The 25007-nt window shown below is 71.4% G+C and carries 27 protein-coding genes; 14 read left to right on the forward strand and 13 right to left on the reverse strand.

Features of this window, described 5'->3' with window-relative positions:
* Positions 1–122: 122 nt before the first annotated feature.
* Both ACFWZH_RS29705 and ACFWZH_RS29710 read right to left on the reverse strand, forming a co-directional pair.
* Positions 123–890, reverse strand: a complete 768-nt coding sequence (locus tag ACFWZH_RS29705; protein WP_384438149.1) for an endonuclease I family protein — start codon at positions 888–890, stop codon at positions 123–125.
* A 264-nt stretch (positions 891–1154) separates the two neighbouring features.
* Positions 1155–2381 (reverse strand): MFS transporter, encoded by a 1227-nt coding sequence (locus ACFWZH_RS29710; RefSeq protein ID WP_384437950.1) that lies wholly within the window; start codon positions 2379–2381, stop codon positions 1155–1157.
* 394 nt (positions 2382–2775) lie between these two features.
* Between ACFWZH_RS29710 and ACFWZH_RS29715 the strand changes: the two genes are divergently transcribed.
* Positions 2776–3180: a hypothetical protein gene (locus tag ACFWZH_RS29715; protein ID WP_384437953.1), complete on the forward strand. Its 405-nt coding sequence runs from the start codon at positions 2776–2778 to the stop codon at positions 3178–3180.
* Between the two features lie 45 nt (positions 3181–3225).
* On the opposite strand, the gene murJ is transcribed toward ACFWZH_RS29715, so the two are convergent.
* Positions 3226–4929, reverse strand: coding sequence for a murein biosynthesis integral membrane protein MurJ (murJ, locus tag ACFWZH_RS29720; protein ID WP_384437955.1), 1704 nt, complete (start codon positions 4927–4929; stop codon positions 3226–3228).
* A 10-nt stretch (positions 4930–4939) separates the two neighbouring features.
* Positions 4940–5833, reverse strand: a complete 894-nt coding sequence (gene ligD, locus ACFWZH_RS29725) for a non-homologous end-joining DNA ligase (RefSeq protein ID WP_384437958.1) — start codon at positions 5831–5833, stop codon at positions 4940–4942.
* 30 nt (positions 5834–5863) lie between these two features.
* Here ligD and ACFWZH_RS29730 point away from each other — a divergent pair, with 30 nt between their 5' ends.
* Together ACFWZH_RS29730 and ACFWZH_RS29735 are read left to right on the forward strand one after the other, a co-directional pair.
* Positions 5864–6877 (forward strand): Ku protein, encoded by a 1014-nt coding sequence (locus ACFWZH_RS29730; protein ID WP_384437961.1) that lies wholly within the window; start codon positions 5864–5866, stop codon positions 6875–6877.
* 49 nt (positions 6878–6926) lie between these two features.
* Entirely contained in the window at positions 6927–7301 is a 375-nt protein-coding gene (locus ACFWZH_RS29735; protein WP_384437964.1) for an RNA-binding S4 domain-containing protein, read from the forward strand.
* Positions 7302–7322: 21 nt separating this feature from the next.
* On the opposite strand, the gene ACFWZH_RS29740 is transcribed toward ACFWZH_RS29735, so the two are convergent.
* The gene (locus ACFWZH_RS29740; RefSeq protein ID WP_384437967.1) at positions 7323–7775 is read right to left on the reverse strand and encodes a YchJ family protein; all 453 of its coding nucleotides are present in this window, start codon (positions 7773–7775) and stop codon (positions 7323–7325) included.
* A gap of 195 nt (positions 7776–7970) precedes the next feature.
* Between ACFWZH_RS29740 and ACFWZH_RS29745 the strand changes: the two genes are divergently transcribed.
* Together ACFWZH_RS29745 and ACFWZH_RS29750 are read left to right on the forward strand one after the other, a co-directional pair.
* Positions 7971–8165 (forward strand): hypothetical protein, encoded by a 195-nt coding sequence (locus ACFWZH_RS29745; protein ID WP_030412631.1) that lies wholly within the window; start codon positions 7971–7973, stop codon positions 8163–8165.
* Between the two features lie 157 nt (positions 8166–8322).
* Positions 8323–10056 (forward strand): hypothetical protein, encoded by a 1734-nt coding sequence (locus tag ACFWZH_RS29750; protein ID WP_384437971.1) that lies wholly within the window; start codon positions 8323–8325, stop codon positions 10054–10056.
* Positions 10057–10086: 30 nt separating this feature from the next.
* On the opposite strand, the gene ACFWZH_RS29755 is transcribed toward ACFWZH_RS29750, so the two are convergent.
* Positions 10087–11592 carry a PLP-dependent aminotransferase family protein gene (locus tag ACFWZH_RS29755; RefSeq protein WP_384437974.1) on the reverse strand — a complete coding sequence of 502 codons (1506 nt, stop codon included), beginning with the start codon at positions 11590–11592 and terminating at the stop codon, positions 10087–10089.
* Between the two features lie 107 nt (positions 11593–11699).
* Here ACFWZH_RS29755 and ACFWZH_RS29760 point away from each other — a divergent pair, with 107 nt between their 5' ends.
* The 3 genes from ACFWZH_RS29760 (at position 11700) to ACFWZH_RS29770 (ending at position 13693) form a co-directional block, all read left to right on the forward strand.
* Entirely contained in the window at positions 11700–12377 is a 678-nt protein-coding gene (locus tag ACFWZH_RS29760) for a YitT family protein (protein ID WP_384437977.1), read from the forward strand.
* Positions 12374–13174 carry a glycerophosphodiester phosphodiesterase gene (locus tag ACFWZH_RS29765; protein WP_384437979.1) on the forward strand — a complete coding sequence of 267 codons (801 nt, stop codon included), beginning with the start codon at positions 12374–12376 and terminating at the stop codon, positions 13172–13174. Before ACFWZH_RS29760 ends, ACFWZH_RS29765 begins: the two co-directional genes overlap by 4 nt.
* Positions 13175–13411: 237 nt before the next feature.
* Entirely contained in the window at positions 13412–13693 is a 282-nt protein-coding gene (locus tag ACFWZH_RS29770) for a peptidylprolyl isomerase (RefSeq protein WP_384437982.1), read from the forward strand.
* Positions 13694–13772: 79 nt separating this feature from the next.
* Here the strand turns inward: ACFWZH_RS29770 and ACFWZH_RS29775 are convergent, their stop codons facing one another.
* Positions 13773–14252, reverse strand: coding sequence for a DUF6234 family protein (locus tag ACFWZH_RS29775; protein ID WP_384437985.1), 480 nt, complete (start codon positions 14250–14252; stop codon positions 13773–13775).
* A gap of 195 nt (positions 14253–14447) precedes the next feature.
* Between ACFWZH_RS29775 and ACFWZH_RS29780 the strand changes: the two genes are divergently transcribed.
* The 3 genes from ACFWZH_RS29780 (at position 14448) to ACFWZH_RS29790 (ending at position 16247) form a co-directional block, all read left to right on the forward strand.
* A complete protein-coding gene (locus ACFWZH_RS29780; RefSeq protein ID WP_384437988.1) occupies positions 14448–15191 on the forward strand; it encodes a class I SAM-dependent methyltransferase in 744 nt (247 codons plus the stop codon).
* 224 nt (positions 15192–15415) lie between these two features.
* Positions 15416–15949, forward strand: coding sequence for a hypothetical protein (locus ACFWZH_RS29785; RefSeq protein WP_384437991.1), 534 nt, complete (start codon positions 15416–15418; stop codon positions 15947–15949).
* A gap of 49 nt (positions 15950–15998) precedes the next feature.
* A complete protein-coding gene (locus tag ACFWZH_RS29790; RefSeq protein ID WP_384437994.1) occupies positions 15999–16247 on the forward strand; it encodes a hypothetical protein in 249 nt (82 codons plus the stop codon).
* A gap of 296 nt (positions 16248–16543) precedes the next feature.
* On the opposite strand, the gene ACFWZH_RS29795 is transcribed toward ACFWZH_RS29790, so the two are convergent.
* The gene (locus ACFWZH_RS29795) at positions 16544–17263 is read right to left on the reverse strand and encodes a hypothetical protein (protein WP_384437997.1); all 720 of its coding nucleotides are present in this window, start codon (positions 17261–17263) and stop codon (positions 16544–16546) included.
* 76 nt (positions 17264–17339) lie between these two features.
* Here ACFWZH_RS29795 and ACFWZH_RS29800 point away from each other — a divergent pair, with 76 nt between their 5' ends.
* Positions 17340–18227 carry a LysR family transcriptional regulator gene (locus ACFWZH_RS29800; RefSeq protein ID WP_384438000.1) on the forward strand — a complete coding sequence of 296 codons (888 nt, stop codon included), beginning with the start codon at positions 17340–17342 and terminating at the stop codon, positions 18225–18227.
* A 41-nt stretch (positions 18228–18268) separates the two neighbouring features.
* On the opposite strand, the gene ACFWZH_RS29805 is transcribed toward ACFWZH_RS29800, so the two are convergent.
* The 3 genes from ACFWZH_RS29805 to ACFWZH_RS29815 form a co-directional block, all read right to left on the reverse strand.
* Positions 18269–19474 (reverse strand): PP2C family protein-serine/threonine phosphatase, encoded by a 1206-nt coding sequence (locus ACFWZH_RS29805; protein ID WP_384438003.1) that lies wholly within the window; start codon positions 19472–19474, stop codon positions 18269–18271.
* Positions 19475–19666: 192 nt separating this feature from the next.
* A complete protein-coding gene (locus tag ACFWZH_RS29810) occupies positions 19667–20077 on the reverse strand; it encodes a hypothetical protein (RefSeq protein WP_384438006.1) in 411 nt (136 codons plus the stop codon).
* 136 nt (positions 20078–20213) lie between these two features.
* Positions 20214–20933, reverse strand: coding sequence for a leucine-rich repeat domain-containing protein (locus tag ACFWZH_RS29815; protein ID WP_384438009.1), 720 nt, complete (start codon positions 20931–20933; stop codon positions 20214–20216).
* Between the two features lie 133 nt (positions 20934–21066).
* On the opposite strand from ACFWZH_RS29815, the gene ACFWZH_RS29820 reads away from it, so the two are divergent.
* On the forward strand, positions 21067–21597 hold the full coding sequence (locus ACFWZH_RS29820; RefSeq protein ID WP_384438012.1) for a hypothetical protein: 531 nt from the start codon (positions 21067–21069) through the stop codon (positions 21595–21597).
* A 152-nt stretch (positions 21598–21749) separates the two neighbouring features.
* Here ACFWZH_RS29820 and gap read toward each other — a convergent pair whose 3' ends face one another.
* Both gap and ACFWZH_RS29830 read right to left on the reverse strand, forming a co-directional pair.
* Positions 21750–22748 (reverse strand): type I glyceraldehyde-3-phosphate dehydrogenase, encoded by a 999-nt coding sequence (gene gap, locus ACFWZH_RS29825; protein WP_384438015.1) that lies wholly within the window; start codon positions 22746–22748, stop codon positions 21750–21752.
* 132 nt (positions 22749–22880) lie between these two features.
* Positions 22881–23837: a GlxA family transcriptional regulator gene (locus ACFWZH_RS29830; RefSeq protein WP_384438018.1), complete on the reverse strand. Its 957-nt coding sequence runs from the start codon at positions 23835–23837 to the stop codon at positions 22881–22883.
* Positions 23838–24161: 324 nt separating this feature from the next.
* Between ACFWZH_RS29830 and ACFWZH_RS29835 the strand changes: the two genes are divergently transcribed.
* A complete protein-coding gene (locus ACFWZH_RS29835; protein ID WP_384438021.1) occupies positions 24162–24710 on the forward strand; it encodes a hypothetical protein in 549 nt (182 codons plus the stop codon).
* Positions 24711–25007: the final 297 nt, after the last annotated feature.

Below are 25007 nucleotides of genomic sequence, written 5' to 3' on the forward strand. Positions count from 1 at the left end.
AACTAAAACCCCCGCCCGGGGCGCGTGTGTTTGGTCTACACCCTCCCGCGCCCCGCCCACGGGCCGCGGGGGCGCCGCGGCCCCCCCGGCCCCCCCCACGGCCGAACCCGGCCCGGTTGCGGTTACCAGATCTCGTTGACCCACTCGGGGTGGTCGACGAACGGGTTCCGGTTGTGCTGGTACTTGTCGAAGATCACCTGGTTGCGGCGCTTCTCGAAGTCGGACGGCGGGTCCTGCCGGCTCCACTCCTTCAGGACCGAGAGCCGGCCGAGGTACGGCTGGCTGCCGTTGTCGACCTTGTCGTTGGGCTCCAGGTCCGGGAAGCCGTCGTCACCGTCGTAGCGGACGGCCATGTAGAGGATCATGCGGGCGACATCGCCCTTGTCCGCGTCGCGGGGCTCGAAGGAGTCGTCGTCGGTGTAGTTGCCCGGCGCCTCGCCGACCTCCGTACCGCCGTTGTCGAAGTCCTTGTTCCCGCGGGTGCTGTTGACGGACACGTCCGCCGGCCGCAGATGGTGGATGTCGGTTCCGGGGCCGGTGGCGGTGCCGAAGTCGCCGTGCGACTTCGCCCAGACGTGCTCGCGGTTCCAGTCGTCCGGTTCGGCGCCGTTGGCGTTCTTGCTCTGGGACTTTCCGGTGTACAGCTGAATGACGTTCGCGCTGTTGGCCGGGTCCTCGTCGGTGTCCTTCAGGGCGTCCCAGACCTGGGAATAGGTCAGCTTTCCGGTCTGGGTCTCGCTGATGATCCGGTGCAGCGCGCCCTTGAGCTCCTGGCCGGTCTTGCCCACGGCGTCTTCGTAGTACGTGTCGTCATAGGCGGTGACGGAACCGCGCGGTGCGGCCGGGGTGGCCGTCGCACCGGCCGGGATCTGCACAGCCACCGCCACCATGACGGTGGTCGCGGCGATGGCCAGCAAGCGGCCACGGCGAATTATGTGGGTCTTGTCCACGAAGGGTGTCCTCTCCCCGAATTGTGGTACCAGGCCGTGAAATGTGTGGGGCACGACCGGCACCGGCCGTTGGGAATACGGCCACTTGGCAGCTTTCCATCGCAGTAATCACCACAGTGTGAACACCAGGGGAGAGTTGTGTGTCCGCCCCGTGGCAATCGCCGAATTCCCCCCGAAAGGGCGGCGGAATTCATCGGTCCGCCGTCAGGACCGCGCCGCGCAGGCCTCCTTCGGCTCGACCACGGGCACCTGGGCCCGCGGCGCGGGGGCTCCCGCCGGGGCCGACGACCCCGCGCCGGGACGGCGCCGCAGGTCGGGCAGCAGCGTGGCGATCCCGACGGCGGCCAACGCGGCACCGAGCCACAACGGGGCACGCAGCCCGAAGGAGTCGATCGCCAGACCGCCGACCGAGGAACCCACGATGACGCCGAGGGTGATGAAGGACGAGTGCACGGTATTCACCAACGGCCGGGCGTTTCCGGTGCGTTGCACACGAGTGGCCATCGCCGGATTCATCGTGACACCGACCAGACCGATTCCCGTCAACAGCACCACCGCCGGTACGGCGAGATGAGCAAGCAGCGCGAACCCGGCCAGGAAGAGGAAATTCAGTGCCAGCCCGACGAGTTGGACACCGACCGTGAACCGGTCCGCCAGTCGCCCCACGACGGTATTGCCGAGGACGGTGGCGGCGCCGTATCCGACGAGCAGCAAGGGCACGGTTCCGGTACTGAATCCCGTGACCTCGGTCAGAATGGGGTTGGCATAGCTGAACGCGGAGAATGTCGCACCGATGATGAGCGTGCTGGTGGAGAACACCAGCCACAGCCGGGGATTTCGGAAGACCGCCAGCTCTTCCCGGACGTTCCCACCGCCCTCGGCGCGCCCCAGCCGGGGAACTCCGGCGAGTGTGGCGAGCGCGGCCGACACCGCGATCCCGGAAATGACCCAGAACGCCACCCGCCAGCCGAAGCGTTCCCCGACCACCGTCGACAGCGGCAGCCCCAGCAGCGTGCCGAGCATCAGCCCGTTCATCAGCACCGCGATGGCGCGGCCGCGGACCTCCGGCCGGGTCAGCTGGACACAGATCGACATCGCGACGCCGAAGAACGCCTGCGAGGCGACCCCGGTGACGATCCGCGCCACCAGCATCACCCCGTAGTCCGGCGCGAGGGCGGCGAGCACATTGCCCGCCAGGAATATCCCGAACAGCACCATCAGCGCGGTCTTCTGACGCAGCCTCACCATGGCGACGGTGAGGAACGGCCCACCGGCCGCCATGGCCACCGCGAAGGCGGTGATGAGATAGCCGATCTGTGGCACGCCCACCCCCAGCCCGTCCGCCATCTGCGGCATCAGCCCGGCCACCACGAACTCACTGGTCACCATGGCGAAGATCCCGACGGCCAGCACATACACGGCGCGCGGCACGGCCCGACCTCCCTTTCCCATCCGATCGATCCCCTGCGAGAGCGGGCGAAGGCCCCCGGAAATCCGGGCGACCCCGCGTGCGGGGGGGGCGGCACAGCGCGCCACGACAGCCCCGTTCCGCCCGCTGCGAGGACGATACAGCATTTTGGATCGCACGTTCCAAAACCCCGTCGAGCGAGCTCCCGTCCATGCCCCCATCGGGTGAACCCGAGCCCTTCTCGCAACCGAAGGCGCACCGGACGGCCTCAGAAGAACCGACGCGTCTTCCCCGGGGACCACCCGGTCCTCTCCCGGAACCGCCCCCGCTCCCCCGGAACTGACGCGCCCTTCGCCGAACCCCCTGAACCCCTTCCGAACCCTTGCCGAACCCCTACGGACCGCGCTGGAGGCCCCGATGTCCCCGTACCGCCCCGCTTCCCCGCCGTACGGCGCGACGCCGGACTACGCCCTGGCTCCCCCGCGCGCCGAGGACCGCCTCGACACCCGTGCGCTGCCCCTGGACCTCCTCCTGCCGCCGCCCCGCCCGGAGGACCTGGTGCCCGCGGTGCCGTCGCACCCCGATGACCTGCCGCTCCCTCCCCCGCGCCCCGAGGAGCGGCTGCAGGCGCCGGTGGCGCTGCCCGACCGCCGGCGGCTGGACCTCCAGGCGGCGCTCACCGCGGCCGGGGTCGCACCGGCGGCCGGGGACCAGGCCGCGGTGGCGGAGCTGGCCGGGCTGAGCGACGCCGCGGTGCAGACCGTCATCGGCTGGATCGAGGCCGCGGCGCGGGCGTCCTGGCCTCGGCCGCACGCGGTCTGAGCCCGGGGCCCGACCCGTCGGACAGGCCCCGGACAGCCGCCCCGATCAGCGCAGTCCCGGCAGGGTGCGCAGCTCGGCGACCTTCAGGGCGCGGGCCAGGCCCAGGAAGATCAGGGCCATCGTCAGGCCCCCGGCGGCCAGGGCCAGGACGGGGGTCCAGCCCTCCGGGACGGGGATCCCGGAGCAGGACCGGGCCGCGAACCAGCCGACCGCTCCGGCCGCGGCGGCGGCCCCGGTCAGCTTGCCGTACGTACGGCACAGCCGCCGGCCGTCGAGCCGTCCGGCGAGCCGCCGGCGCAGCAGCCGCGCGGTGACCAGCAGTCCGATTCCGTACGCGACGGTGTAGGCGGCGGCCATCCCGGTGACCGACCAACGGGCGGGCAGCAGCAGGTAGCAGGCGGTGGCCAGGGCGATGTTCACGGCGCTGGTCCAAAAGGCCATCCAGAACGGCGTACGGGTGTCCTCGAAGGCGTAGAAGCCGCGCAGCAGCAGGTACTGGGCGGAGAAGGGGATCAGACCGAGACCGAAGGCCTGGAGCATATGTCCGGCGGGTGCGGCCGAGGCGGCGTCCACGGTGCCGTGTGCGAACAGCAGTTGGGCGGTCTGCGGGCCGAAGGCCAGGAAGAAGTAGGCAGCCGGAACGATGAGGACGCCGCTGACCCGCAGTGCGCGGGAGAGGTCGCCGCGCAGGTCGTCCAGGCGGCCTTCGGTGACCGCGCGACTCATCCGCGGCAGCAGCGCGGTCACCAGCGAGACGGTGACGATCGACTGCGGCAGCATCCAGATGCCCTGGGCGTAGTTGTAGGCGGTGTACCCCGCACCCGCGGTGGGGAGTTGCTGGTCGACGGCGCCCGCGTAGTGCGTGACGACGGTCATCGCGACCAGGTTGGCGAGGACGAACAGCAGGGTCCAGCGGGCGGCCGCGATGCTCTTGCGCAGGCCGCTGCCGCGCCAGTCGAAGCGCGGCCGGAAGCGGAAGCCGGCGGCCCGTACGAACGGCAGGAGCGCCAGGCCCTGGAGGGCGATACCGCCCGTGGTGACGATGCCCAGCAGGTCGATCTGGCCGGGGGTGATGTCCTCGATCCGGTCGGGTCCGGCCAGCAGACCGAGGTAGACGCCGAACATCGCGATCAGCACGATGTTGTTGAGCACCGGCGTCCACATCATCGCGCCGAACCTGCCGCGGGCGTTGAGCACTTGGCCGAAGATGAAGAAGAGCCCGTAGAAGAAGATCTGCGGGAGGAGGAAGCGGGCGAAGACCACGGTGAGTTCGAAGGCGGCGTGGGTCCGGGGTGTGTCGGCGGTGTAGACGGCGACGATCTGCGGGGCGGCCCAGACCGACAGCAGGGTGCCGATCGCGAGCACGCTCAGGACGAGGGTCACCAGCCGCTGTTCGTAGGCGCGGCCGCCGTCCGCGTGCTCGGCCCTGGCGCGTACCAGCTGCGGCACCAGCACGGAGTTCAGCGCGCCGCCGATGAGCAGGGTGTAGATGCTCATCGGGACGACGTTGGCGGTGTTGTACGTGGTGGCGAGCAGGCCGGTGCCGAGCGCGGCCGCCTGCAGCACCGTCCGGATCAGCCCCGTGGCGCGGGAGACCACCGTCCCCATGGCCATCAGGAGCGAGGAGCGCGCCACCCCTTTCCCGGTGCCCTGCTCCCCGCCGCCGTCGCCCCGGTTGCCGTCCGTGCCGGATATCCGCCCACCCGGCGCTCGCAGCTGCAGGGTGTCGTCCGATGTCCCGTCGATCATGAGGGTCAATCTATGCCGCTTCGGGCAGCGGACGGGCCCGGTCGGGGTCGAGCAGCGACGCGTGCAGCTCGCCGTGGCGTTCGCAGCGGGGGGCGATCTCGCTGAAGAGGAAACTGAGTTGCTCCGGTGCGGTGCAGTCGGCGACCTCGTCCCAGGTGACGGGCGTGGAGACGGTGGGGGTGGCACGGGCGCGCAGGGTGTAGGCGACGGCGGTGGTCTTGGCGGCGGCGTTCTGGGAGAAGTCGATGAAGACCTTCCCCGGGCGCAGTGACCTGGTCATCTTGTCCACGACGAGGTCCGGCAGGGCCCGCGCGGCCTCGGCGGCGAGCCGCTTGGCGTAGGCGGTGGTCCGCTCGGAGGGGGTGGGCTCGATGGGCACGACGAGGTGCAGGCCCTTGGAGCCGCTCGTCTTGGCGTAGGCCTCCAGGCCGTCGGCGGCCAGCCGCTCGCGCAGCCACTGTGCCGCGGCGCAGCACTCCACGATGGTGGCCGGTGGGCCGGGGTCCAGATCGACGACGAGGCGGTCGGCGATGCCCGGCGCCCGGCTCGTCCACTGCGGCGTGTGCAGCTCGACGACCAGGTTCGCGGCCCAGACCAGCGCCGGCAGGTCCTGCAGCAGGACCTGGCGGGTGGGCCCGGACGTCGAATGGGGGACCTCGCAGGTCTGCACCCAGGTGGGGGTGCCGGGCGGCACGTTCTTGGTGAAGAAGCGCTGGCCGTCCGGCCCGTCGGGGTAGCGCAGGAAGGACAGCGGCCGGTCGTGGAGGTGCGGGAGCAGGGCGGCGGCGGTGGTGGTGCAGTAGTGCAGCACCTCGCCCTTGGTGGTGCCGGTCTCGGGATAGAGGACCTTGTCCAGGTTGGTCAGCGAGAGGCGTCGCCCCTCCACGATGGTGATCGGCGACATACGATGAGAATCCCACACAAGGGATGAAATATGCGTTCTATATGGAATGGGTCGATATCGTTCGGGCTGGTCACCATCCCCGTGAAGACGTACAGCGCCACCGACCGCACCTCTTCGGTCTCCTTCGTACGCATCCACGAGAAGGACGGCGCGCCGGTCCAGTACCGGAAGATCTGCGAGCTGGACGGCGAGGAGGTCCCGAACGAGGAGGTCGGCAAGGGCTATCAGCCGCCCGGCGACGACACCGTCGTGCCGATCACCGACGACGACCTCTCCCAGCTGCCGATGCCGACCGCGAAGACGCTGTCGATCCTGTCCTTCGTCGACCCTTCCGAGATCGATCCGCTCCAGATGGACAAGTCCTACTACCTGGGTCCCAACGGGGCGGCCGCGGTCAAGCCGTACACGGTGCTGCGGGAGGCGCTGGAGCACCATCGGAAGGTCGCGATCGGCAAGGTGGCGATGCGGGGGCGGGAGTCGCTGGCGATGCTGCGGGCGCACGACGGCGCGATCGTGATGCACCAGCTGCTGTGGCCGGACCAGATCCGGCCCGCCACCGGTATCGCACCCGACGAGGTCGAGATCCGTGAGAACGAGATGACGCTGGCCGAGACCCTGATGGACTCCCTGGGTGCGCTGGACCCGGCCGAACTCCACGACGACTACCGCGAGGCCGTCGAGGAACTGGTCGCCGCGAAGCTGGAGGGCGCGGAGCCGGTCGTCCCCGCGACGCCGTCCGGCGCCCAGGTCATCGATCTGACGGCGGCCCTGGAGAAGAGCGTGCGGGCCGCGCAGGGGGGCGGAGCGCAGGCCGAGGAGTCGGCGTCCGTGACGCCCATACGGGGGCGGAAGACGGCGAAGAAGACCACGGCGAAGAAGACCGCGGCCGGCGGCACGGACAAGAAGGCCACGTCGCGCAGGACGACGGCGCAGAAGACCGCGGCGAAGAGCACCACGAGGAAGTCCCCCGAGAAGACCGCGACCAAGAAAGCCGCCCCCAAGAAGACCTCGGCGAAGAAGACCTCGGCCAGGAAGTCCGGCTGACCGCTCGCCGCTCGGCCACCGCGGGCCGTGATCGCTCTAGAGTCTGGGTATGGCTTCAGACGAGGGGACCACCCGCATCGACAGCTGGATCTGGTCCGTACGGCTCACCAAGACCCGCTCACTGGCCGCGGCGGCCTGTCGCGCGGGGCACGTACGGGTCAACGGCGAGCGGGTCAAGCCGGCGCACGCCGTACGCAACGGCGACGAGGTCCGGCTGCGGCACGCCGGACGGGAGCGGATCGTGGTGGTCTCGCGGCTGGTGCGCAAGCGGGTGGGCGCAGCCGTCGCCGCCGAGTGCTTCGTCGACAACAGCCCGCCGCCCCCGCCGCGCGAGATGACGGCGCCGGCCGCGCATCGCGACCGCGGCGCCGGGCGCCCCACCAAGCGCGAGCGCCGCGAGACCGACCAGTTGCGGGGCCGCTGAGCCGGGCCGGCGGGCGGCGGCCTACGCGGGCGGCAGCGCGTCCAGATAGACCCACTCGCCGCTCTCGCGGACGAACCGGCTGTGCTCGTACTGGCTGTCGGCGTGCCCGTGCAGGCTGAAGTGCGCGCGGAACTCCACGGTGCCTTCGGCGTGGAAGGCGGTGCCGCCGGTCGCGCCGAGGATCTCCAGACCGGTCCAGCGCTGCGCCGGTTCGAGGTCGAGGGCCGCGGGGCGGGTCGTCGGGTGCCAGGTGCGCAGCAGATAGCCGGTGTCACGTACGGCGAAGGCGCTGTAGCGCGAGCGCATCAGCCGCTCCGCGGTGGGAGCGGTGGCGCGTCCCTGGTGGAAGGCGCCGCAGCAGTCGCGGTAGCTCTCGGCCCGTCCGCAGGGGCAGGGCACATCGGGGGTGACGGCCGCCGGGCGGCGCGGCGCGGGCGACGGCCTCTTGGGCGGCTTGTTCTTCGGCTTCGACACCCGACGATTGTGCCGGTCGGCGGGGACGGATCGCGACACGCCGGGGACACGCCGGGGCGACACGCCCTGAAGCTGCGCCCAAATAGGGAATTTCAACGATAAATCACCCATTCGCAGCTTTTGGGGGCTTGATACGGGCTGTGAGGCTGGAAGAACTCATGGTGACCGTCCCCACCACCCAGGAGAGAACCCCCCATGATTCTGTCCATTTCCGGCGTCGTCCTGCTCGGTGTCATCGTCTTCCTCTTCTTCCGCAAAGACGGACTCAAGCTGTCCCACGCGCTCGTCTCCGCGCTCTTCGGGTTCTATCTCGCGAGCTCCGCCATCGCGCCGAGCATCAAGGCGGGCGGGGCGAGCCTGGCGAGCCTCCTCGGGGGGATCAAGCTCTAGGGAGATGCCTCCCCGATCTCCTCCGCCGGCTCCACTCCACCGGTCCCGCCCGAACGGACCGCACCAGATCCCGTCCGGGCGGCACCGCGTTCCGCACGCCCCGGCTCGCCGCCCACGCCGAGCCGCCACGACCACCGCACGAGCAACAGGAGAAGATGTGGCCCGGCGTCCTCTGCCCCGCATCCTGACCGACCGCGCACCGCTCGCCCGTATGGCCAACAGCGCATCGCTCGCCCGCAGTCGCGAACTGGCGCGCACCGCCGCCGACGGCGCCTCCGACGTGTTCCATCCGCTGATCACCATCGGCCGGGGGCTGCGCCGGCTGGCGACGGCCGGCCGGGGACGCTGGACCGAGACGCCCAAGGAGAGCCGCGGTCCGCTGCTGTGCTTCGTCGGCGCGTGCGTGCTGGTGGTCGCCCTGGTGCCCTACGGGCCGCTGCTCGCCCTGATCGCGGCCATGGGAGCGGGAGCCTGGGCGGGGCGGGAGCGCACCACCGTGGAGACCGGTCCCAGCGAGGCGGAGACGGAGCGGCTGCGGGCGCTGTACGAGGCGCTGGTGCCGTACCTCTCCGCCGAGGGCGATCCCAGTCCCCTGTACGCGCACGACGGCGACTGGAAGCAGGTCTTCGGCGAGTACGCCTTCGACGACACGGGGCGCCTGGAGCGGCTGCGGCTGAAGTACCCGGCGTACTTCACCGATGGTGAGGACCGGTCCCGGGCCCGCATCGAGCAGGTGCTGTACGCCAAGGCGGGCCGCGGCCGGGAGTACCACTTCGCCTGGGACGAGCTGGCCAATCAGCTCACCGTGACCGTCCTGGCGGCGCTGCCCGCCGATATCGCCGCGCAGCGCTTCGTCACCTCTCCGGGCGAGACGGTGCTCGGCTTCACCGATCCGGACTCCGTGCAGCGGACCCTGCCGGTCGCCGCCGGCAAGGAGCGGCGCGACGCCGCGCCGGTGGTCTGGCGCACCGGGCCGCGCTCCGCCGAGCCGCATCTGCTCGCCCTGGGGCAGCCGGCGACCGGCACCACGACGCTGCTGCGCTCGATCGCGCTGCAGGCACTGCAGCACGGCGACGTACTGGTCGTCGACGGCACCGGCACCGGCGAGTTCGGGTGCCTGGTCGGCCACCCCGGCGTGCTGGGAGTGGAGAGCGGCCTGTCGGGGGCCCTGACGAGGCTGGAGTGGGCCTCCCACGAGACCGAGCGCCGGCTGGTCGTCGCGAACCGGGCGCGGCAGGCCGGTCGGCCCGCGCCGGACGACACCCGGCGACCGCTGTGGATCATCGTCGACCGTCTGACGGCGCTCACCCATATCGCGGCCGCGGAGGGCAGGGACGACCCTCAGCGGTGGCTGCAGGTGCCGCTGCGGCACGGCCGGGCGGCCCATGTCACGGTGGTCGTGGCCGACCAGTTCGACAGCGCCGACCTGCTGAGCGATCCGGTGCGGGCGCACACCAAGGCGCGGGTGGTGCTCGGTCCCGCCACGGTGGACGAGGTACGGACGGTCCTCGGGGCGCCGCCGCACACCACGCCGACGGTGCAGGTGCCGCCGGGACGCGGCTATGCGCGGCTGGGGACCGCTCCCGTCCTGCGGCTGCAGGTGCCGGCCACGCCCGATCCGTTCGACGACGCGACGAACGAGGCGCACCGGCAGGCCGTTCTGGCGCTGCTGCCGCAGCGTGCGGCTGCGGCCGGCGCGGAGGCCGATACCGCCGCGGCGGTGGGCGCGGCGGACGGCCGGTCCGCGGGGGACGAGCCGGCGCCGGCCGCGGAGCCGGCCGGGCCCGCCGCCGAGCCGGTACGTGCGCCCGCGCGGGTGTCGATCGTCAAGGGCGGCGAGTCCCGTACGGTCAAGAGCGGTTCGGTGGAGGCCCTGCGCGCGGAGCGCTGAGAGCCCGGACCCGGCACTCCCGGCGCACTGTCAGGCGACGAAGTGTTGCCGCAGCTCCGCTTCCACCGGGGCGCCCGTCGCGACCAGCCGCGCCGCACCGGCCAGTCGGGCCGCGGCCTCGTCGGCGACCGCGCCACTGACCGTGAACGGCAGCCGTACGAAGCCCTCGAAGGCGCCGTCCACACCGAACCGGGGGCCGGAGGGGACCCGCACCCCGAGCCGCTCCCCCGCCTCGGCGATCCGGGACCCGGAGAGCCCGCCGGTACGCGCCCACAGCGTCAGACCGCCGCGCGGCACGCTGAACTCCCAGTCGGGGAGGTGCCGCTGGAGGGCGGCGACGATCGCATCGCGGTTCTCACGGGCCTGGTCCCGGCGGATTTCGATGGCCTGCTCCCAGCCGCCGCCCTCCAGCAGCGAGGCGATGGCGAGCTGTTCGAGGACCGGTGAGCCCAGGTCGGAGTAGGCGCGGGCGGCGACCAGGCTGCGGATGATGTCGGGGGCGGCGCGCACCCAGCCGATCCGCATCCCGGCCCAGAACGCCTTGCTCGCCGAGCCGACGGTGATCACCGCGCTGCCGGCGGGGTCGAACGCGCAGACCGGCCGGGGAACCTCGGTGTCCTCGTCCAGCCGGAGCTCGGTCATGGTCTCGTCGACGACGAGCAGCGTGCCGGCCGAGCGGGCGGCGTCGACGAGGCGGCGGCGCTGGTCCTCGGTGGCGAGGGTGCCGGTGGGGTTGTGGAAGTCGGCGACGACATACGCCATCCGGGGCGCGGCGTCCCGCATCACCTGGCGCCAGGCGGGAATGTCCCAGCCGGCCAGCCGCTCCCCGAGGGCGACCGGGACCAGCCGGGCGCCGGCGTCCCGCATGAGCTGGAGGATGTTGGCGTACGAGGGCGAGTCGACGGCCACCCGCTCGCCGGGGCTGGTACACAGCCGGCAGATCGCGGCCACCGCGCCCATCGCGCCCGTGGTCACCATGATCTGTTCGGGCATCGTGGGGATGCCGCGGGCGGTGTAGCGGTCGGCGAGGGCCTGGCGCAGCACCGGCAGGCCGGCCGGGTAGTCGCCGTGGGTGTGGGCGTAGAGCGGCAGGTCGGCCATGGCGCCCTGGACGGCGCGGGTGAGCCAGGGCTCGGGGGCGGGGAGGGCGGCGCAGCCGAGGTCGATCATGGAGCCGGCGGCCTCCGGGGGCAGCGGTTCCAGGCCGCGGGTGGGCAGCGGGTTGCCGGCCGGGACGGCGGTCCAACTGCCGGAGCCGCGCCGGGACTCCAGGAACCCTTCGGCACGCAGCGCTTCGTAGGCGGCGGCGACGGTGGTGCGGCTGACACCGAAGGCCGCGGCCAGCTCGCGCTCGGCGGGCAGCCGGGCGGCGACCGGCACCCGGCCTTCGAGCACGAGCAGGCGTACACCGTCGGCGAGGCCGCGGTAGGCGGGCAACTTGCGTCCGCCGACGGCGAGTTCGGCGGCTCGCGGGTCCTGCGACCGGAGCAGCCGGGCGAGTTGGGGTGCACCTACCGCCGAAGTCCACTGAGCCATGAAGATCAGTCCACCTTCCCCGAATTGGCTCTACTTCCCGAGCTCGGACATGCCACATGGTGTCATGCGTCGGTCCAATCGTGCCAGGAGGGGGAATTTTCGTGTCCATGACGAGGGGATCCGGCCCACGGAGGGGCCTGCTGGCACGTCGGCTGATCCAGCTCTACACGGGTCTGACGCTGTACGGCGTGAGCATGGGACTGATGGTCCGCGCCGATCTGGGCCTGGAGCCATGGAGCGTACTCAACCAGGGCATATCCCGTCATACGGGACTCTCGATCGGCACGGTCACCATCGTCTCGGGCGCCCTGATCCTGCTGCTGTGGATCCCGCTGCGCCAGCGCCCCGGCCTGGGCACGGTGTCGAACGTGGTGATCCTCGGGGTCGTCATGGACGCGACGATGGCATGGGTGCCCGAGCTGTCCGGGTACGGCGCCCGCATCCCGCTGCTGGCGTTCGCCGTCCTGCTCAACGGCGCCGCGACCGGTCTGTACATCTCCGCCCGTTTCGGCCCAGGGCCGCGCGACGGGCTGATGACCGGGCTGCACCAGCGGACCGGCCGCCCGGTGCGGCTGGTGCGGACCTGCATCGAGGTGACCGTGCTCGCGGTCGGCTTCCTGCTCGGCGGCTCCGTCGGCGCCGGCACCGTCGTCTACGCGCTGGCCATCGGACCGCTGGCGCAGCTCTTCCTGCGGCTCTTCGCGATCAAGGAGCTGGCCGAGGCGCCGTCGCGGGTGGTGGCCCGCACCAGGACTTCACCCGAGCGCGCGATACTGCCGGAGTGACCCCCGCGATACGCCTTCGCCACGCCTACCTCGACCACCCCGCGCCGCTCCCCTTCGCCCACCGGGGCGGGTCAGCGGACGGCCTGGAGAACACCGCCGCCGCCTTCCGCCGCGCGGTCGACCTGGGCTACCGCTATCTGGAGACCGATGTGCACGCCACCTCGGACGGAAAGCTGGTCGCCTTCCACGACCCGACGCTCGACCGCGTCACCGACACCCGCGGCGCGATCGGCCGGCTCCCCTGGCGGGCGGTGCGCCGGGCCCGGGTCGCCGGCCGGGAGCCGCTGCCGCTGTTCGAGGAACTGCTGGAGGAGTTCCCCGAAGCGCGCTGGAACGTCGACCTCAAAGCCGAGGCCGCACTCGTCCCGCTGCTGGACCTGCTGCGCCGCACCGACGCCTGGGACCGGGTGTGCGTCGGGTCGTTCTCGGAGGCCCGGGTGGCACGCGCGCAGCGCCTGGCCGGCGCACGGATGGCCAGCTCCCTCGGCACCCGCGGCGTGGCCGGCCTGCGGCTGCGCTCCTACGGCCGTGGGGCGCTGCCGCTCGACCGGCTGCTGGGCGCGGCGGTGCGGCGCAGCGCGGTCTGCGTGCAGGTCCCCGAGCGGCAGTCCGGCATCCCGGTGGTCGATCCGCTGTTCCTGCGCGCCGCGCACGCACTGGGCATGCAGGTCCACGTCTGGACGATCAACGACGCGGACCGGATGGCGGCCCTGCTGGATCTCGGCGTGGACGGCATCATGACCGACGACATCGAGACCCTGCGCACGGTGCTGACCGAGCGGGGATGCTGGACCTAGGGCATGTCCGACGGGTCAGACCCACTCCCCGGCGGCCCTGCGCCGACGACGGCGAAAGGGCCTGCCTGGTGCGTCATGCTGTGATCGTCTGTGAGATGGTGCATGACCGACTTACCGAAGGCTGCTTACGGGAGGCCGCAGGGACCTGTGGCGGGTTGGAGCCGTGATCGCTACCACCTGCCGGTCCCCGGGCGTAACCCTTGGCAGTGTTGATGTCTCATCGAAAGGGTGTAACAAATGGCTAGGGCCACCGCACGTCACATCTTGGTCGCCAGCGAGGACAAGGCGTCGGAGCTGAAGGCGCAGATCGAGGCCGGAGCGGACTTCGCCGATCTCGCCAAGCAGCACTCCACGTGCCCCTCGGGGCGCCAGGGTGGCGACCTCGGGTCGTTCGGGCCGGGACAGATGGTCAAGGAGTTCGACACGGTCGTCTTCTCCGCCCCGGTCGGCACGATCCAGGGGCCGGTGAAGACCCAGTTCGGTCTTCACCTCCTTGAGGTCACCAGCCGCGAGGACTGAGGCGATCCACCGGGCTGCGTCGTTGCGGCGCAGCCCGCTTCCGCCCGACAGGGCGACCGGACAGGCGCCGACCGGCCACTCAGTCACACCTCTCGCTACCGCTGTAGCAGGGTGTGTAGCCCGCACTCGGGACCGGCGCGGGACCCGGGTGGCTCCGGTCGTAGTCGTGCTGCGCCAGCACGAACAGCACGGCCACCGCTCCGGCGGCCAGGAGCTGCGACAGCACCGTCCACGGCGCGCGGAACAGCGCCGCGAGTCCGGCACATACGACCACGGCGACGAAGAAGTACTGCATCCAGGCGAGTTGCGCGAGCTGCACCGCGTCGATCCGCGCCTGCTCCCCCTGCGCGGCCCACACCTCCATGCCGTACCCGAACCCGGCCAGCAGAAATACCGCGGCTTCCACGACGAACAACGCGATGCCGATACCCACGTCCCGTCCACGAGGCGTCCTGCGCGACCAGGGCCGACCACGCCGGGGTGAAGGTTCGGGGAATGCGCACGTCATGGCCACATCTTGACGGCCAGTCAGGAGGCGCGCATGAGTACGCGTACTCATGCGGGGCGGCCGACACGGGGCCTGTGCCCGTCCGCCCCCTTGTACAGGAGGCCGGGACGCCGTCCGCACCTTCGTAGCTTCTGCCAATACGGCGCCCTTCCTGGTTTCGTAGAGACTGCCGAGCAAAGGCCGCGGCGTGCCCCGGGATCGGGGGCCGAGGCCAAGGACATGGCGAAACACGGGGAGGACAGCACCATGAGCGTGCAGCAGTACGACGAGATCGGTGAAGCGTACGAGGGCTTCAAGTCCCTGCTCCTGGAGCGGTACGCGGCGGTTCCCTCGTTCCTGGCCCTGGTCGGGGACGTGCGCGGCAAGTCGGTCCTCGACCTGGCCTCCGGCACCGGGTTCTACAGCAGGGAGTTCAAGCGGCGCGGCGCCGCCGAGGTGCTCGGAATCGACATCTCCGGCGAAATGATCGCCGTGGCACAGAAGTTGGAGGAGCACGATCCGCTGGGTGTGCACTACGAGGTGGGCGATGCCTCCGAACTGCGGCCCTTCGAGCAGCGCTTCGACGTGGCCGTCGGGGTCCACCTGCTCAACTACGCGGAGGACCTCGCCACCATGGAGCGGATGTGCCGCAACGTCCACCGGAGCCTGAAGCCCGGCGCCGAGTTCTTCGTGGTCAACCAGTCGCCCGACTTCCGGTTCGACGGGCCGTCCCCGGAGAAGTACGGCTTCCGCAGCGAGCTGACCGGCGAGGAGGCCGGGACGGGGCCGCGAGTGAGGACCACGGCGCTGCTCGACGGCAACCCGGTCAGCTTCGTTTCGGCACTGCCGCGCCGCGAGGCCCACGAAGAGTCCCTGCGGGCGGCCGGGTTCAGCGAGCTGACCTGGGTCCCGCTGGAGGTGTCCGACGCCGGCGTGCGTGAGTTCGGCGCGGACTTCTGGGCGGACTTCCGCGCCAACCCCCCGCTGGAGATGCTGCGCTGCCGCGCCTGACGACCGACTCGCACCTGACGAGGCTCGCCGCACCACCTCGTAAACCCTTCGCAAACGGTTCATCAAGTCGGTAAATGCGCTTTGCGTGGTGCTGGGCATAGATGTTGATCTTGGTGTGCACACATCGGACAGAGGCGCATCTGCCCTCTTCCGACGGATATGAACGGGAAGGCAATGACTTTATGCGTATGACGGCCCGTCAGCATACTGGGACAGCAACGGGTTTGGCCGCCGCGGCCGCCCTCGTCGCCGCTGCGCCGAGCGCCACCGCTGCGGAGCCCTCAGGGCAGACGCTGGACAAGGTCCTGGCCACGTCCGGCAAGACCACCACCTTCGCTCGCGACACCGCGTGGACGTTCTCCCACCTGAAGGGCGACCACCACCTCGCCTCCGACAAGGACGGCAGCGTGTCGATCGAGGACGGCAAGGGCGAGAAGCTCCTCACCATGTCGCCGAAGCCCATCAAGGACACGGACGGGCACCTGCACGAGGTGACGTGGAAGGTCCAGGGCAACACCCTCTACCAGCACGTCGACACCCCCGACACCACCCTCGAGGGGGCCGTTGTCCCCACCGTGACGGCCTACGGATTCTGGGACTGGGCCAAGTGCGTGGGCAAGAAGAGCCTGGATACAGCCGAGCTCGGCGGCGTTGCCGGCTGTGTCGCCGACCTGGAGACCGGCTGCGCCCCGGGTGCCGCCGTGGGTGGCTTCGGCGGGGCCGTGGCCGGCGTTGTCCAGGGCGCCCACAAGTGCTGACCGACTCGGCGGAAGTGAGGGTGCGGGGATGCTGCGAGGTGATGGTGCGATGAAGCGGAAGGAACCGCGTCCGCCGAACGGCCGGCTGTTCTTCTCCGGCGCGGTCGCTGTGGCCGTCTGCGTGGGAACGGTCCTCAAGGTGTCCTTGTCGGGTTGGGTTGCGACCGTGGCGGGGTTCGCCGGCGCCGTCGCCGTCGCTCTGGTGGCCCGCCTGTGGCATCGGCAGGCGGACCTGAGGTACCGAAAGGCCCGCGGTCTCGCGGAAGACCGGGACGACATCGACAACGCCACGTCGTAACCCCTCGGCACATACGGCCAGTTGGGCCCCTGCCCGGCGGGGCCCGCCGTCGCGCGCGGCAGGCACCGCCGGACAGGGGCTCTGCGCAGATACGTACGGCCGGTTGGCGCCGACTCACCCCTCACCGGGCGCCGGGGTCCGAAGGCAGGCGTATCCCTTGTCGACGGGTGCGTGGGGTGGGCCGTCCGGCAGCCTGGGAAACCACGTGTCGCGGGTGGAGGCCAGCGGGCTGGCGCCGTGAGCGTCGGGCACCGTGCACAGGCGCACGTAGACGCCCAGCAGACGCTGGACGCCGATCACCCCGCGGCCTTCGCTCGGGCGACGGCGGCCGCCGCGAGGCCGCGGATGAGGGGGTGCGGGCGGGTGCCGTCGCCGGCGAGTTCTGGCTGGAAGAGGGTGGCGAGGAAGAACGGGTGCTCCGGCAGCTCGGCGATCCGCACCTCACCGTCGGTGTCGGTACCGGTGAACCACAGCCCATGGGTGCGCAGCAGCTCGACGTGGTGGGGGCTGGCGCCGAAATTGCAGTGGTAGCGCTCGATGGATCGCTCGGCGCCGATGAGCGTTTCGGCGCGGGAGCCCGCGGTCAGCTCGATCGTGCCCTCGTGACCGACCAGGGAGCACGCAAGCGGCACCACCACGGCGTCGGCCGCCGACGTGTCCGGCGCGTTCTCCGCGTGGCCGGCCGTTGCCAGACCGGCGACGTTGCGGGCGTATTCGAGCAGGACGTGCTGGAAGCCGGCGCAGGTGCCGAGCAGGGGGATGCGCTCCTCGCGGGCGGTGCGGATGGCCGCGAGCGCGCCGGCCTCACTGCGGTAAGGGCTGCCGGGCAGCACCCAGATCGCGTCGAACCCGGTCAGGGTCGTGTGGTCGGCGACGTCCTGGGTGGGGATCCAGTAGGCGTCCAGGTCCAGGCCGTCACGCTCGCGCAGCGCGTCGAGCAGGCCCGGGACGCGGGTGTGGGACCGGACGTGGGGCGAGCGGTCGCCGACCAGGGCGACGCGGGCGGTGTGTGTCATGCGGTCATCCTGAGCCGCCCACCCGCATCACGTCCAACGATGATTCCTGGATCCAGTATCAGCAATACTGATACTCATGGATCCGCAGCAGCTGCGCACTTTCGTCGCCGTGGTCGACCACCGCTCCTTCTCCGCCGCCGCCCAGGCCCTCGGCTACACCCAGTCCGCGGTCTCGCAGCACATCGCGAGCCTTGAGACCGATGTGGAGGCCCCGCTGCTCACCCGCCGCCCGGTAGCGCCGACCCGAGCGGGCGAGCGACTGCTGGAGCACGCCCGCCCACTGCTGCTGCGCCTGGAGGCGGCGCGGGCCGACCTCGCACGCCTGCGGCAGGTGCGACCGGGACGACTCGCGGTGGTCTGCACGCCGGGCGCGCTGACGCCCGCCACCGCGCTCGCGCTGGTACGCGCCCGCACCGACGCCCCACAGCTCGCGGCCTCGGTGCGGGTGTGCGGCAGCACCGAAGCGGTCCAGACGGTGCTGACCGGCGCGGCGGACCTGGCGCTGGTCGACGGCGCGGTGGCCCCCAGCGACCCACTGCCGCTGCCCGACGCCGGCCCCCTGACCGCCTTCCCCGTCAGCGAAGACCCTCTCGCGGTACTGCTGCCCGCCACCCACCCGCTCGCCGGCCGTCCGGCGCTGCGGCTGGCCGACCTCGCCGCCGCCCGCTGGATCGACGCACCCGACGCCGCCGTCCCCCTGGCCCAGCTCCGCGCCGCCGCCCAGTCCGACGGCTTCGGTCACCAACTCACCTACACCGGAACCGACTTCCACGGACTGTCCGTCCTGGTGGCCGCCGGAGCCGGGCTCACCACCGCGGCCCTGCCCGCAGCCGGAGACCTCCCCGGCATCGCGGCCGTACCGATCACCGAGCCCCGTATCGTGCACCGCACCGAGCTCCTTCACCCCCGCACGCCCACCACCCCGGCCGCCGAACTCATCGACGCCCTGCGGCCCGCGCAGTGACCGCAGCAGAGCCGGCACCCATCAGGTCCGGCAGCAGCCCTTCACAGGTCCTGCGGGTGCCATTCGAAGAGCAGGATGGTGGCGTCGTCCCGTAGGTCGTTGTGCTGGTAGTCGAGGATGGCGTGGCTGAGCAGCCGCAGCACCTCGGCCGGGCGCTGGCCGACGGCGGAGGCGCGGATGATGAAGTCCGTGAACCGGTCGAGGCCGAACTCGACGCCGTTCTCGTCGCGCGCGTCGACCACCCCGTCGGTGTAGAGCAGGACGCGGTCGCCCGGTTCGAGTGCGGTCTCATGGAGCTGCCGGGCGGCCGGGGCGAGTTCGAGGTGCAGGCCGATCGGCGGCTGCGGGGGGCTGTCCAGCGCTCCTTCGAGCACCTGCTCGTCACGGATCAGCAGTGGTGGCGGGTGACCGCAGTTGATCCAGTGCAACTGCCCGGTCTTGGCGTCGAGCCGACACACCACACCGGTGCAGAAGTGGTCGGGCAGCCACTGGGCGAGCGCGCGGTCGACGGTGCCGACGAGGTCGGGCAGGTCGGCGCCGCTGCGGCGGGCGTTGCGGGCGCCGGCCATGGCCACCGAGGTGGTCAGACCGGAGGCCAGATCGTGGCCCATGGCGTCGAGGATCATGGTGTGCAGCACGTGCTTGATCACCGCGTGGTCGAAGGCGTCGCCGCCGACGTCGTACGCCGGCTCCAGCACCGCGGTCGAGACGCACTGCGTGCTGCCGATGGTGCGGGGCGGCAGGAACGCCCGCAGCATCTCGGCGGGCAGCTGCATGGTCGCGGTGCGGGTGCGAGCGGCGATCCAGTCGCTGTAGGCGCGCTTGGAGGTGACGACCATCGCGAGCAGATCGGCCAGGATCCGGCTGCGGCGCATCCGCGGCCCGTCCAGTGTGGCGGTCCGCACCGCCAGCACCCCCAGCCGCTCCGCACCGTCGATCAGCGGCACCCAGACGATCAGGCCGTCGCCGTTGTCCGTCACCCGCGGGGAGACCGTGCGGTACGCCCAGCCGGCCTGCGAGGCGTCCACCGGCAGCGGCTCCAGGGACTCATCGAGCGGGACGAGGAGCCATTGCTGCAGGTCGACGAGGTAGATCAGCACTGTGTTCAGGCCGAGGGCGGCGGCGCACCGGTCCGCCAGTGCGGACAGATCCACCGGGAGAACGCTCTGCGTCTCGGTGATCAGCTCTCCCAGCAGACGCTCGTCGACTGCGGCGCCGGGCTCGGCGGGCGCCCATGGGTCCGGCACGGGGATCACCCCTTCCGCACTCAGTCTCACACCGATCACTGCGCCCCTCACCTCAGCGGCACCCGCCGGGCCGGGCCACGGGCGAGGCGATGCCGACCAGCTCCGCTCAAGCTCTGACCAGCGCTGTGACCGTCACCCAGGGCCTGCGCGCCGGCGTCCTGCCCAGGCCGCGACGGCGCCACGGCGCGGCGGTCAGCGTGCGCGCCTGGGGCGCCGGGGCTTCGGGCGGCCGGGCCAGCGCACCCAGCGCAGCGCCTCGGCCTCCTCCGGCGGCAGCAGTCCCGCGCCGATGAGGGCTGCCCGGCCCGCTTGCTCCGCACCGATCCGGTAGGCGCTCGCCCAGGAGTCCGTCTCGTGGAAGTAGCCGTCCGTGAGCAGTACCGCGGCCGACACCCCGCCGAGCCCTTGCGCCAGGCCCTCCCGGATCGCCGGGAGGAATTCGGCGGGCAGCCGCCGCTCGCCCACGGCGCTGACCAGCTCCAGTTCCCCTTCGCTGCCCGGGGGTTCGAAGTCCGCGTCGAAGCGCGCGAACGGCCCGCAGCAGCCGCGGTTCAGCTGCACACAGACGCTCACGCCGGGCACGGGAACGGGGAGTCCGGTCATGGGGCCACCGTAGGGACGCCGCCAACGTGCGACCAGCGGATTTCGCCGGGGATCGGCCCCCGTTGCGATACCCCGGCTCCGTGGTCCGTGGGCTCACAGGTGGGCCTCTTGAACGCGGCGGTGCGCCGAAGCGCGATCACGTCAGGACCACACACCCCTGCCGCTCCAGTCGGGTCAGCACGGGCAGCGAGGGATCGAGGTCGTTCCACCGCAGATCCAGCTTCTCCAGCGATGGCATCCGCGCGAGCCAGTCCGGCAGGCGACGGAGCCGATTGCTCCGCAGATCGATCTGCCGCAGTAGCGGGAGGCTCGCCAAAGACTCGGGCAGCTCGGCGACGGCGTTCTCCCGAAGGTCCAGGTGACGCAGTTCGTGGAGGGCGGCAGTCGATGGCGGCAGGCACTCGACGGCGTTTCCGCGGAGCCAGAGCTCACGCAGGTTGCGGAGCCGGCCGATCGAGCCGGGCAACGTGGTCAGTCCATTGTGCTGTGCTCTCAACTCGATGAGGCTCGCCATCCCGTCGATGCTGTCCGGCAAGGCCGCCAGGCGGTTCTCTCCGACGTTGAGGTATCGCAGTCGCGCCAGGCGCCCCAGAGTCCGCGGAAGCTGGGCCAGGCGGTTGTCGTGCAAGTAGAGGCAGTCGGTGAGCATTGACAGGTCCCCCAGTTCGTCCGGCACCGACGCGAGCGCGTTGTGGCCCAGGTCCAGGGTCCTCAGCCGGTCCAGCTTTCCGATCTCCGGCGAGAGGGAGGTGAGCCCGTTGTCCGCAAGGATCAGCACACGGAGATCGGTTCGCCGCCAGACCGACTCGGGCACCGTTCCGAGATCCCGACGCCATAGGTTCAGCACGTCCCCCACAGCTGTCGCCCCTTTCGCCAGCGGTGCCGGACTCGGCCGCGGTCACAGACCTCGACATCGTCTCGCGAACCCTCGCGCGCAGCCTCACCGGGGCCCGGAAAGACGCAGGTAAGTCCGGGCGTACTCTGCGGACATGATCGAGCGAAGAGCGCTACTGCGGCGCATACGCGTGTGGCTGGTCGTCTTCATCGTCTGTCTGGTGCTGAGCGGGCTCACGGCCTTTCCCCTCGTCACCGAGTTGCACCTCGTCCATGACGCGCTGACGTCCTGGGCGGGACCTGTTGCGGACGCCCTTCCGGGGCTCATGGAGTGGATCGAGCGCGTCCGCGACGGCCTCGACGCCACCGACGCCCGGTACCCCTTCGTGTTGTACGGCACCGACTGGCTGGCCTTCGCCCACCTCGTCATCGCCGTCGCCTTCTACGGGCCCTACCGCGACCCTGTACGCAACATCTGGGTCGTCGAGTTCGGCATGATCGCCTGCGCGGGGATCATTCCGCTCGCGCTCGTCTGCGGCCCGATCCGGGGGATCCCGATGTGGTGGTCGGTCATCGATATGTCGTTCGGCGTGTTCGGCGTGATCCCGTTGCTGATGGTCCGCCGCATGATCAAGCGGCTGGAGGCGCTGGAGGGGGCTCCCGCCAAGGAGCCCGTCCCCGCTTGAGGACGAGGGCCTACCGGCAGCCCGCCCGGAGGACGGGCGGACCCGCTGCTGTGACTGGGCGCTCTGGTCGGCCCCACTGGTCGACCAGAGCGCCCGAAGGAAGTGCTGCCCGGCACGGTCACCGGAGGCGGCGTACCACCCCGGGCGTCCGGTCAGCGGGTGGCGAGGAGTTCGAGCGTGTCGATCACACGGTTCGAGAAGCCCCACTCGTTGTCGTACCACGCGACCACCTTGACGTGGCGGCCGTCGACGCGGGTGAGGGCCGAGTCGAAGATCGACGAGGCGGGATTGCCCGTGATGTCGGACGACACGAGCGGGTCGTCCGAGTACTCCAGGATGCCGGCGAGCGGCCCCTCCGCCGCGGCGCGGTACGCCGCCAGCACGTCGTCGCGCGTCACGTCGCGGGCGACGGTCGTGTTGAGTTCGACGATCGAACCCACCGGCACCGGTACGCGGATCGAGTCGCCCGACAGCCTGCCGTCGAGGTTCGGCAGCACCAGGCCGATGGCCTTGGCGGCGCCGGTCGTGGTCGGCACGATGTTGACGCCGGCGGCCCGGGCGCGACGGGCGTCGCGGTGCGGACCGTCCTGCAGGTTCTGCTCCTGCGTGTAGGCGTGCACCGTCGTCATGAACCCGTGCTCGATACCGGCGAGTTCGTCGAGCACCTTGGCCAGCGGGGCGAGCGCGTTGGTGGTGCAGGAGGCGTTCGAGACGATCATGTGCGCGGCCGGGTCGTAGGCGTCGGTGTTGACCCCGTACGCGAGCGTGACGTCGGCGCCGTCCGACGGTGCGCTGACGAGCACCTTCAGAGCGCCCGCGGCGACGTGGGCGCGCGCGGCCTCGGCCGAGGTGAAGCGGCCGGTGGCCTCCAGGACGATGTCGACGTCGAGTTCGGCCCACGGCAGATCGGCCGGTTCACGCTTGGCGAGCACCGTGATGCGACGTCCGTCGACGACAAGGGTGTTCTCGTCCACGGTCACCGGGCGTCCGAGCCGGCCGGCCGTGCTGTCGTAGGCGAGCAGCCGGGCGAGCGTGGCGGGCTCCGTCAGGTCGTTGACGGCGACGACCTCGAGGGCGCTGTCGCGCTCCAGCAGTGCGCGCAGCACATTGCGTCCGATGCGGCCGAATCCGTTGATGGCGATGCGAGTCATGAGTGATGTCCCTTCCCTTCGCCACCAGGCTCGCCCGTGGCTCGCGCCGCTGACAGTGGCGGGATCGCCAGGGTTCAAAAGGATCCCGCCAAAGGCACTCCGCCACGCTCCCGCCACGCGGTGCCGGGCGGGTCACTCGCCCCGGGTGAAGGTGCGCCGGTACTCGCTCGGTGTGGTGCCGAGGATGCGCTGGAAGTGCAGGCGCAGGTTCGCGCCGGTGCCGAGCCCGACGTCGGCGGCGATCTGTTCGACGCTGCGCTGTGAGCGCTCGAGCAGTTCGCGGGCCAGGTCGATGCGGGCGCGCATCACCCACTGCATCGGTGTGCAGCCGGTCTCCTCGACGAACCGCCGGGAGAACGTGCGCGGCGAGACCTCGGCCCGCCGCGCCAGTGTGTCGAGGGTGAGGGGCTCGCCGAGCCGGTGCAGCGCCCACTCGCGGGTGGCGGCGAACCGCTCCCCCAGCGGCTCGGGGACGCTGCGCGGCACGTACTGGGCCTGGCCGCCGCTGCGGTAGGGGGCGGCGACCAGACGCCGGGCCGCGTGGTGGGACGCGGCCACGCCGAGGTCGCCGCGCAGGATGTGCAGGCACAGGTCGATGCCGGAGGCGGCGCCGGCCGAGGTGAGCACGCTGCCCTCGTCGACGAACAGCACGTTCTCGTCGACCCGGACGAGCGGATGCTTCGCCGCGAGCGCCCGCGCGTAATGCCAGTGCGTCGTGGCGCGCCTGCCGTCGAGCAGGCCCGTGGCGGCGAGCGCGAAGGCGCCGGTCGAGATGGCGGCGAGCCGCGCGCCCCGGTCGTGGGCGGCGATCAGTGCGTCGACGACGGCCCGCGGCGGGTCGTCGCGGTCCGGGAACCGGTAGCCGGGGACGAAGACGATGTCGGCCCACGCCAGCGCGTCGAGGCCGTGGGCGACGCCGTACGCGAGGCCGTCGCCGCCGGTCACGAGACCGGGTGCCGCCCCGCACACCCGCACCTCGTACGGCATGCTCGCGCGGGTCGTGAAGACCTGCGCGGGAATTCCGACATCGAGCGGCTTCGCGCCCTCGAGCACAAGGACGGCGACACGATGCAGGCGGGAGGCTGGCACAGGAAGAGGTTACGTGGGGCCTGACGTCGCGACGCCCCCTGCGCGGACCGACAACGCACCGGCCCGGCAGCCGTGCGGCCTGCCTCACTAGGGCGTGTCCGATGGGTCAGGGTCGGATAGGCCGCGGCGTCTGGTGCACTGCGTTCGCTGCGCGAACTCCGTCTCGGCTCCTCATGTGCTCCTTTGGATGCCGAGCTGCATCGCAAGGCGCCGGAGCGTCCCGATAGCGGAGCTCTCGGGGCGTTTCGGCAACGCCGCGAGGTGCCGTGCCAGACGCCGCGGACCCGGCCATGACCCATCGGACACGCCCTAGGCTCAGTCTCCATGACTGGTGACGGTGCCGCGCACAAGCGCTCCTTCCTCGCTCTGCACGACTACGGCATGGGCGGCTGTTGGTGGTGGGTCCGAGCGCGTTCCGAGCGGGAGGTCCTCGAAACGTTCGCCTGGGTCGAGGTGGTCACCGACCCGGACACGGTGGCCCGGTTCGAGGACGAGGGGCTGGAGGAGGTCGATATCGACGATCCTCGGATGCCTCCCGGGCTGGACGGCCTGCGCGCCAAGCGTGACGCCCAGCGTGGGCGGGAGGGCTTCGGCGCGCTCGCGGACAGGGACGTGGTGCACCTGCGCCGCCGCTGGGACGAAGAGGACGATGAACCCGTCGTCTATCTGATGGAAGTGGGGTCCGACGGACGCCGGATCCGCCAGGTGGAGTTGGCCGAAGACGGAACCGCACTGCGCAGTGGCCCCGATGACTGGCCCTTCAACCCGCCGGTCGTGGATCTCTTCGACCCGGCGCTGGCGGGCCAGGAGATCAGCCGGACCGAGTTCGAAGAACACTGGGCGAGCGCCCGCCAGGCAGACACCGACCTATGAGCATGGTGATCCGGCGCGTGCGGCCGTCATGAGAGCCGCCGCCCGGCCGAGCTGAATCCGTACCCGGCGTGGGCCTCGATGCGCACCACCGAGGGTCGCGGCAGGGGCCCTGCCCGCGCACGCGACGGGCCCGGCTCCGCCCGGGTGCCGCCTGCATCATCGCTATTTCATCGGGATTTCAGTGCCTCCCAGGACAGTGGACCGGACGGCGTCGAAGCCGACGAGTGCCTGGGGCGTGTGGGCCATGTGGGGCGTGTGGGTTTCCGATGAGTGATGGTCAGTCAGGGGGAGCGGGGA

Origin of the sequence: Streptomyces sp. NPDC059008 (genome assembly GCF_042749045.1) — a bacterium.
GTDB lineage: Bacteria > Actinomycetota > Actinomycetes > Streptomycetales > Streptomycetaceae > Streptomyces.

Coding starts and splice junctions, on each gene's coding strand:
- ACFWZH_RS29705 (WP_384438149.1), bottom strand. CDS start 890: ATGGTGGCGGTGGCTGTGCAGATCCCGGCCGGTGCGACGGCCACCCCG.
- ACFWZH_RS29715 (WP_384437953.1), top strand. CDS start 2,776: ATGTCCCCGTACCGCCCCGCTTCCCCGCCGTACGGCGCGACGCCGGAC.
- murJ (WP_384437955.1), bottom strand. CDS start 4,929: ATGATCGACGGGACATCGGACGACACCCTGCAGCTGCGAGCGCCGGGT.
- ligD (WP_384437958.1), bottom strand. CDS start 5,833: ATGTCGCCGATCACCATCGTGGAGGGGCGACGCCTCTCGCTGACCAAC.
- ACFWZH_RS29730 (WP_384437961.1), top strand. CDS start 5,864: ATGCGTTCTATATGGAATGGGTCGATATCGTTCGGGCTGGTCACCATC.
- ACFWZH_RS29735 (WP_384437964.1), top strand. CDS start 6,927: ATGGCTTCAGACGAGGGGACCACCCGCATCGACAGCTGGATCTGGTCC.
- ACFWZH_RS29745 (WP_030412631.1), top strand. CDS start 7,971: ATGATTCTGTCCATTTCCGGCGTCGTCCTGCTCGGTGTCATCGTCTTC.
- ACFWZH_RS29755 (WP_384437974.1), bottom strand. CDS start 11,592: ATGGCTCAGTGGACTTCGGCGGTAGGTGCACCCCAACTCGCCCGGCTG.
- ACFWZH_RS29760 (WP_384437977.1), top strand. CDS start 11,700: ATGACGAGGGGATCCGGCCCACGGAGGGGCCTGCTGGCACGTCGGCTG.
- ACFWZH_RS29770 (WP_384437982.1), top strand. CDS start 13,412: ATGGCTAGGGCCACCGCACGTCACATCTTGGTCGCCAGCGAGGACAAG.
- ACFWZH_RS29775 (WP_384437985.1), bottom strand. CDS start 14,252: ATGAGTACGCGTACTCATGCGCGCCTCCTGACTGGCCGTCAAGATGTG.
- ACFWZH_RS29780 (WP_384437988.1), top strand. CDS start 14,448: ATGAGCGTGCAGCAGTACGACGAGATCGGTGAAGCGTACGAGGGCTTC.
- ACFWZH_RS29790 (WP_384437994.1), top strand. CDS start 15,999: ATGAAGCGGAAGGAACCGCGTCCGCCGAACGGCCGGCTGTTCTTCTCC.
- ACFWZH_RS29795 (WP_384437997.1), bottom strand. CDS start 17,263: ATGACACACACCGCCCGCGTCGCCCTGGTCGGCGACCGCTCGCCCCAC.
- ACFWZH_RS29800 (WP_384438000.1), top strand. CDS start 17,340: ATGGATCCGCAGCAGCTGCGCACTTTCGTCGCCGTGGTCGACCACCGC.
- ACFWZH_RS29810 (WP_384438006.1), bottom strand. CDS start 20,077: ATGACCGGACTCCCCGTTCCCGTGCCCGGCGTGAGCGTCTGTGTGCAG.
- ACFWZH_RS29820 (WP_384438012.1), top strand. CDS start 21,067: ATGATCGAGCGAAGAGCGCTACTGCGGCGCATACGCGTGTGGCTGGTC.
- gap (WP_384438015.1), bottom strand. CDS start 22,748: ATGACTCGCATCGCCATCAACGGATTCGGCCGCATCGGACGCAATGTG.
- ACFWZH_RS29835 (WP_384438021.1), top strand. CDS start 24,162: ATGACTGGTGACGGTGCCGCGCACAAGCGCTCCTTCCTCGCTCTGCAC.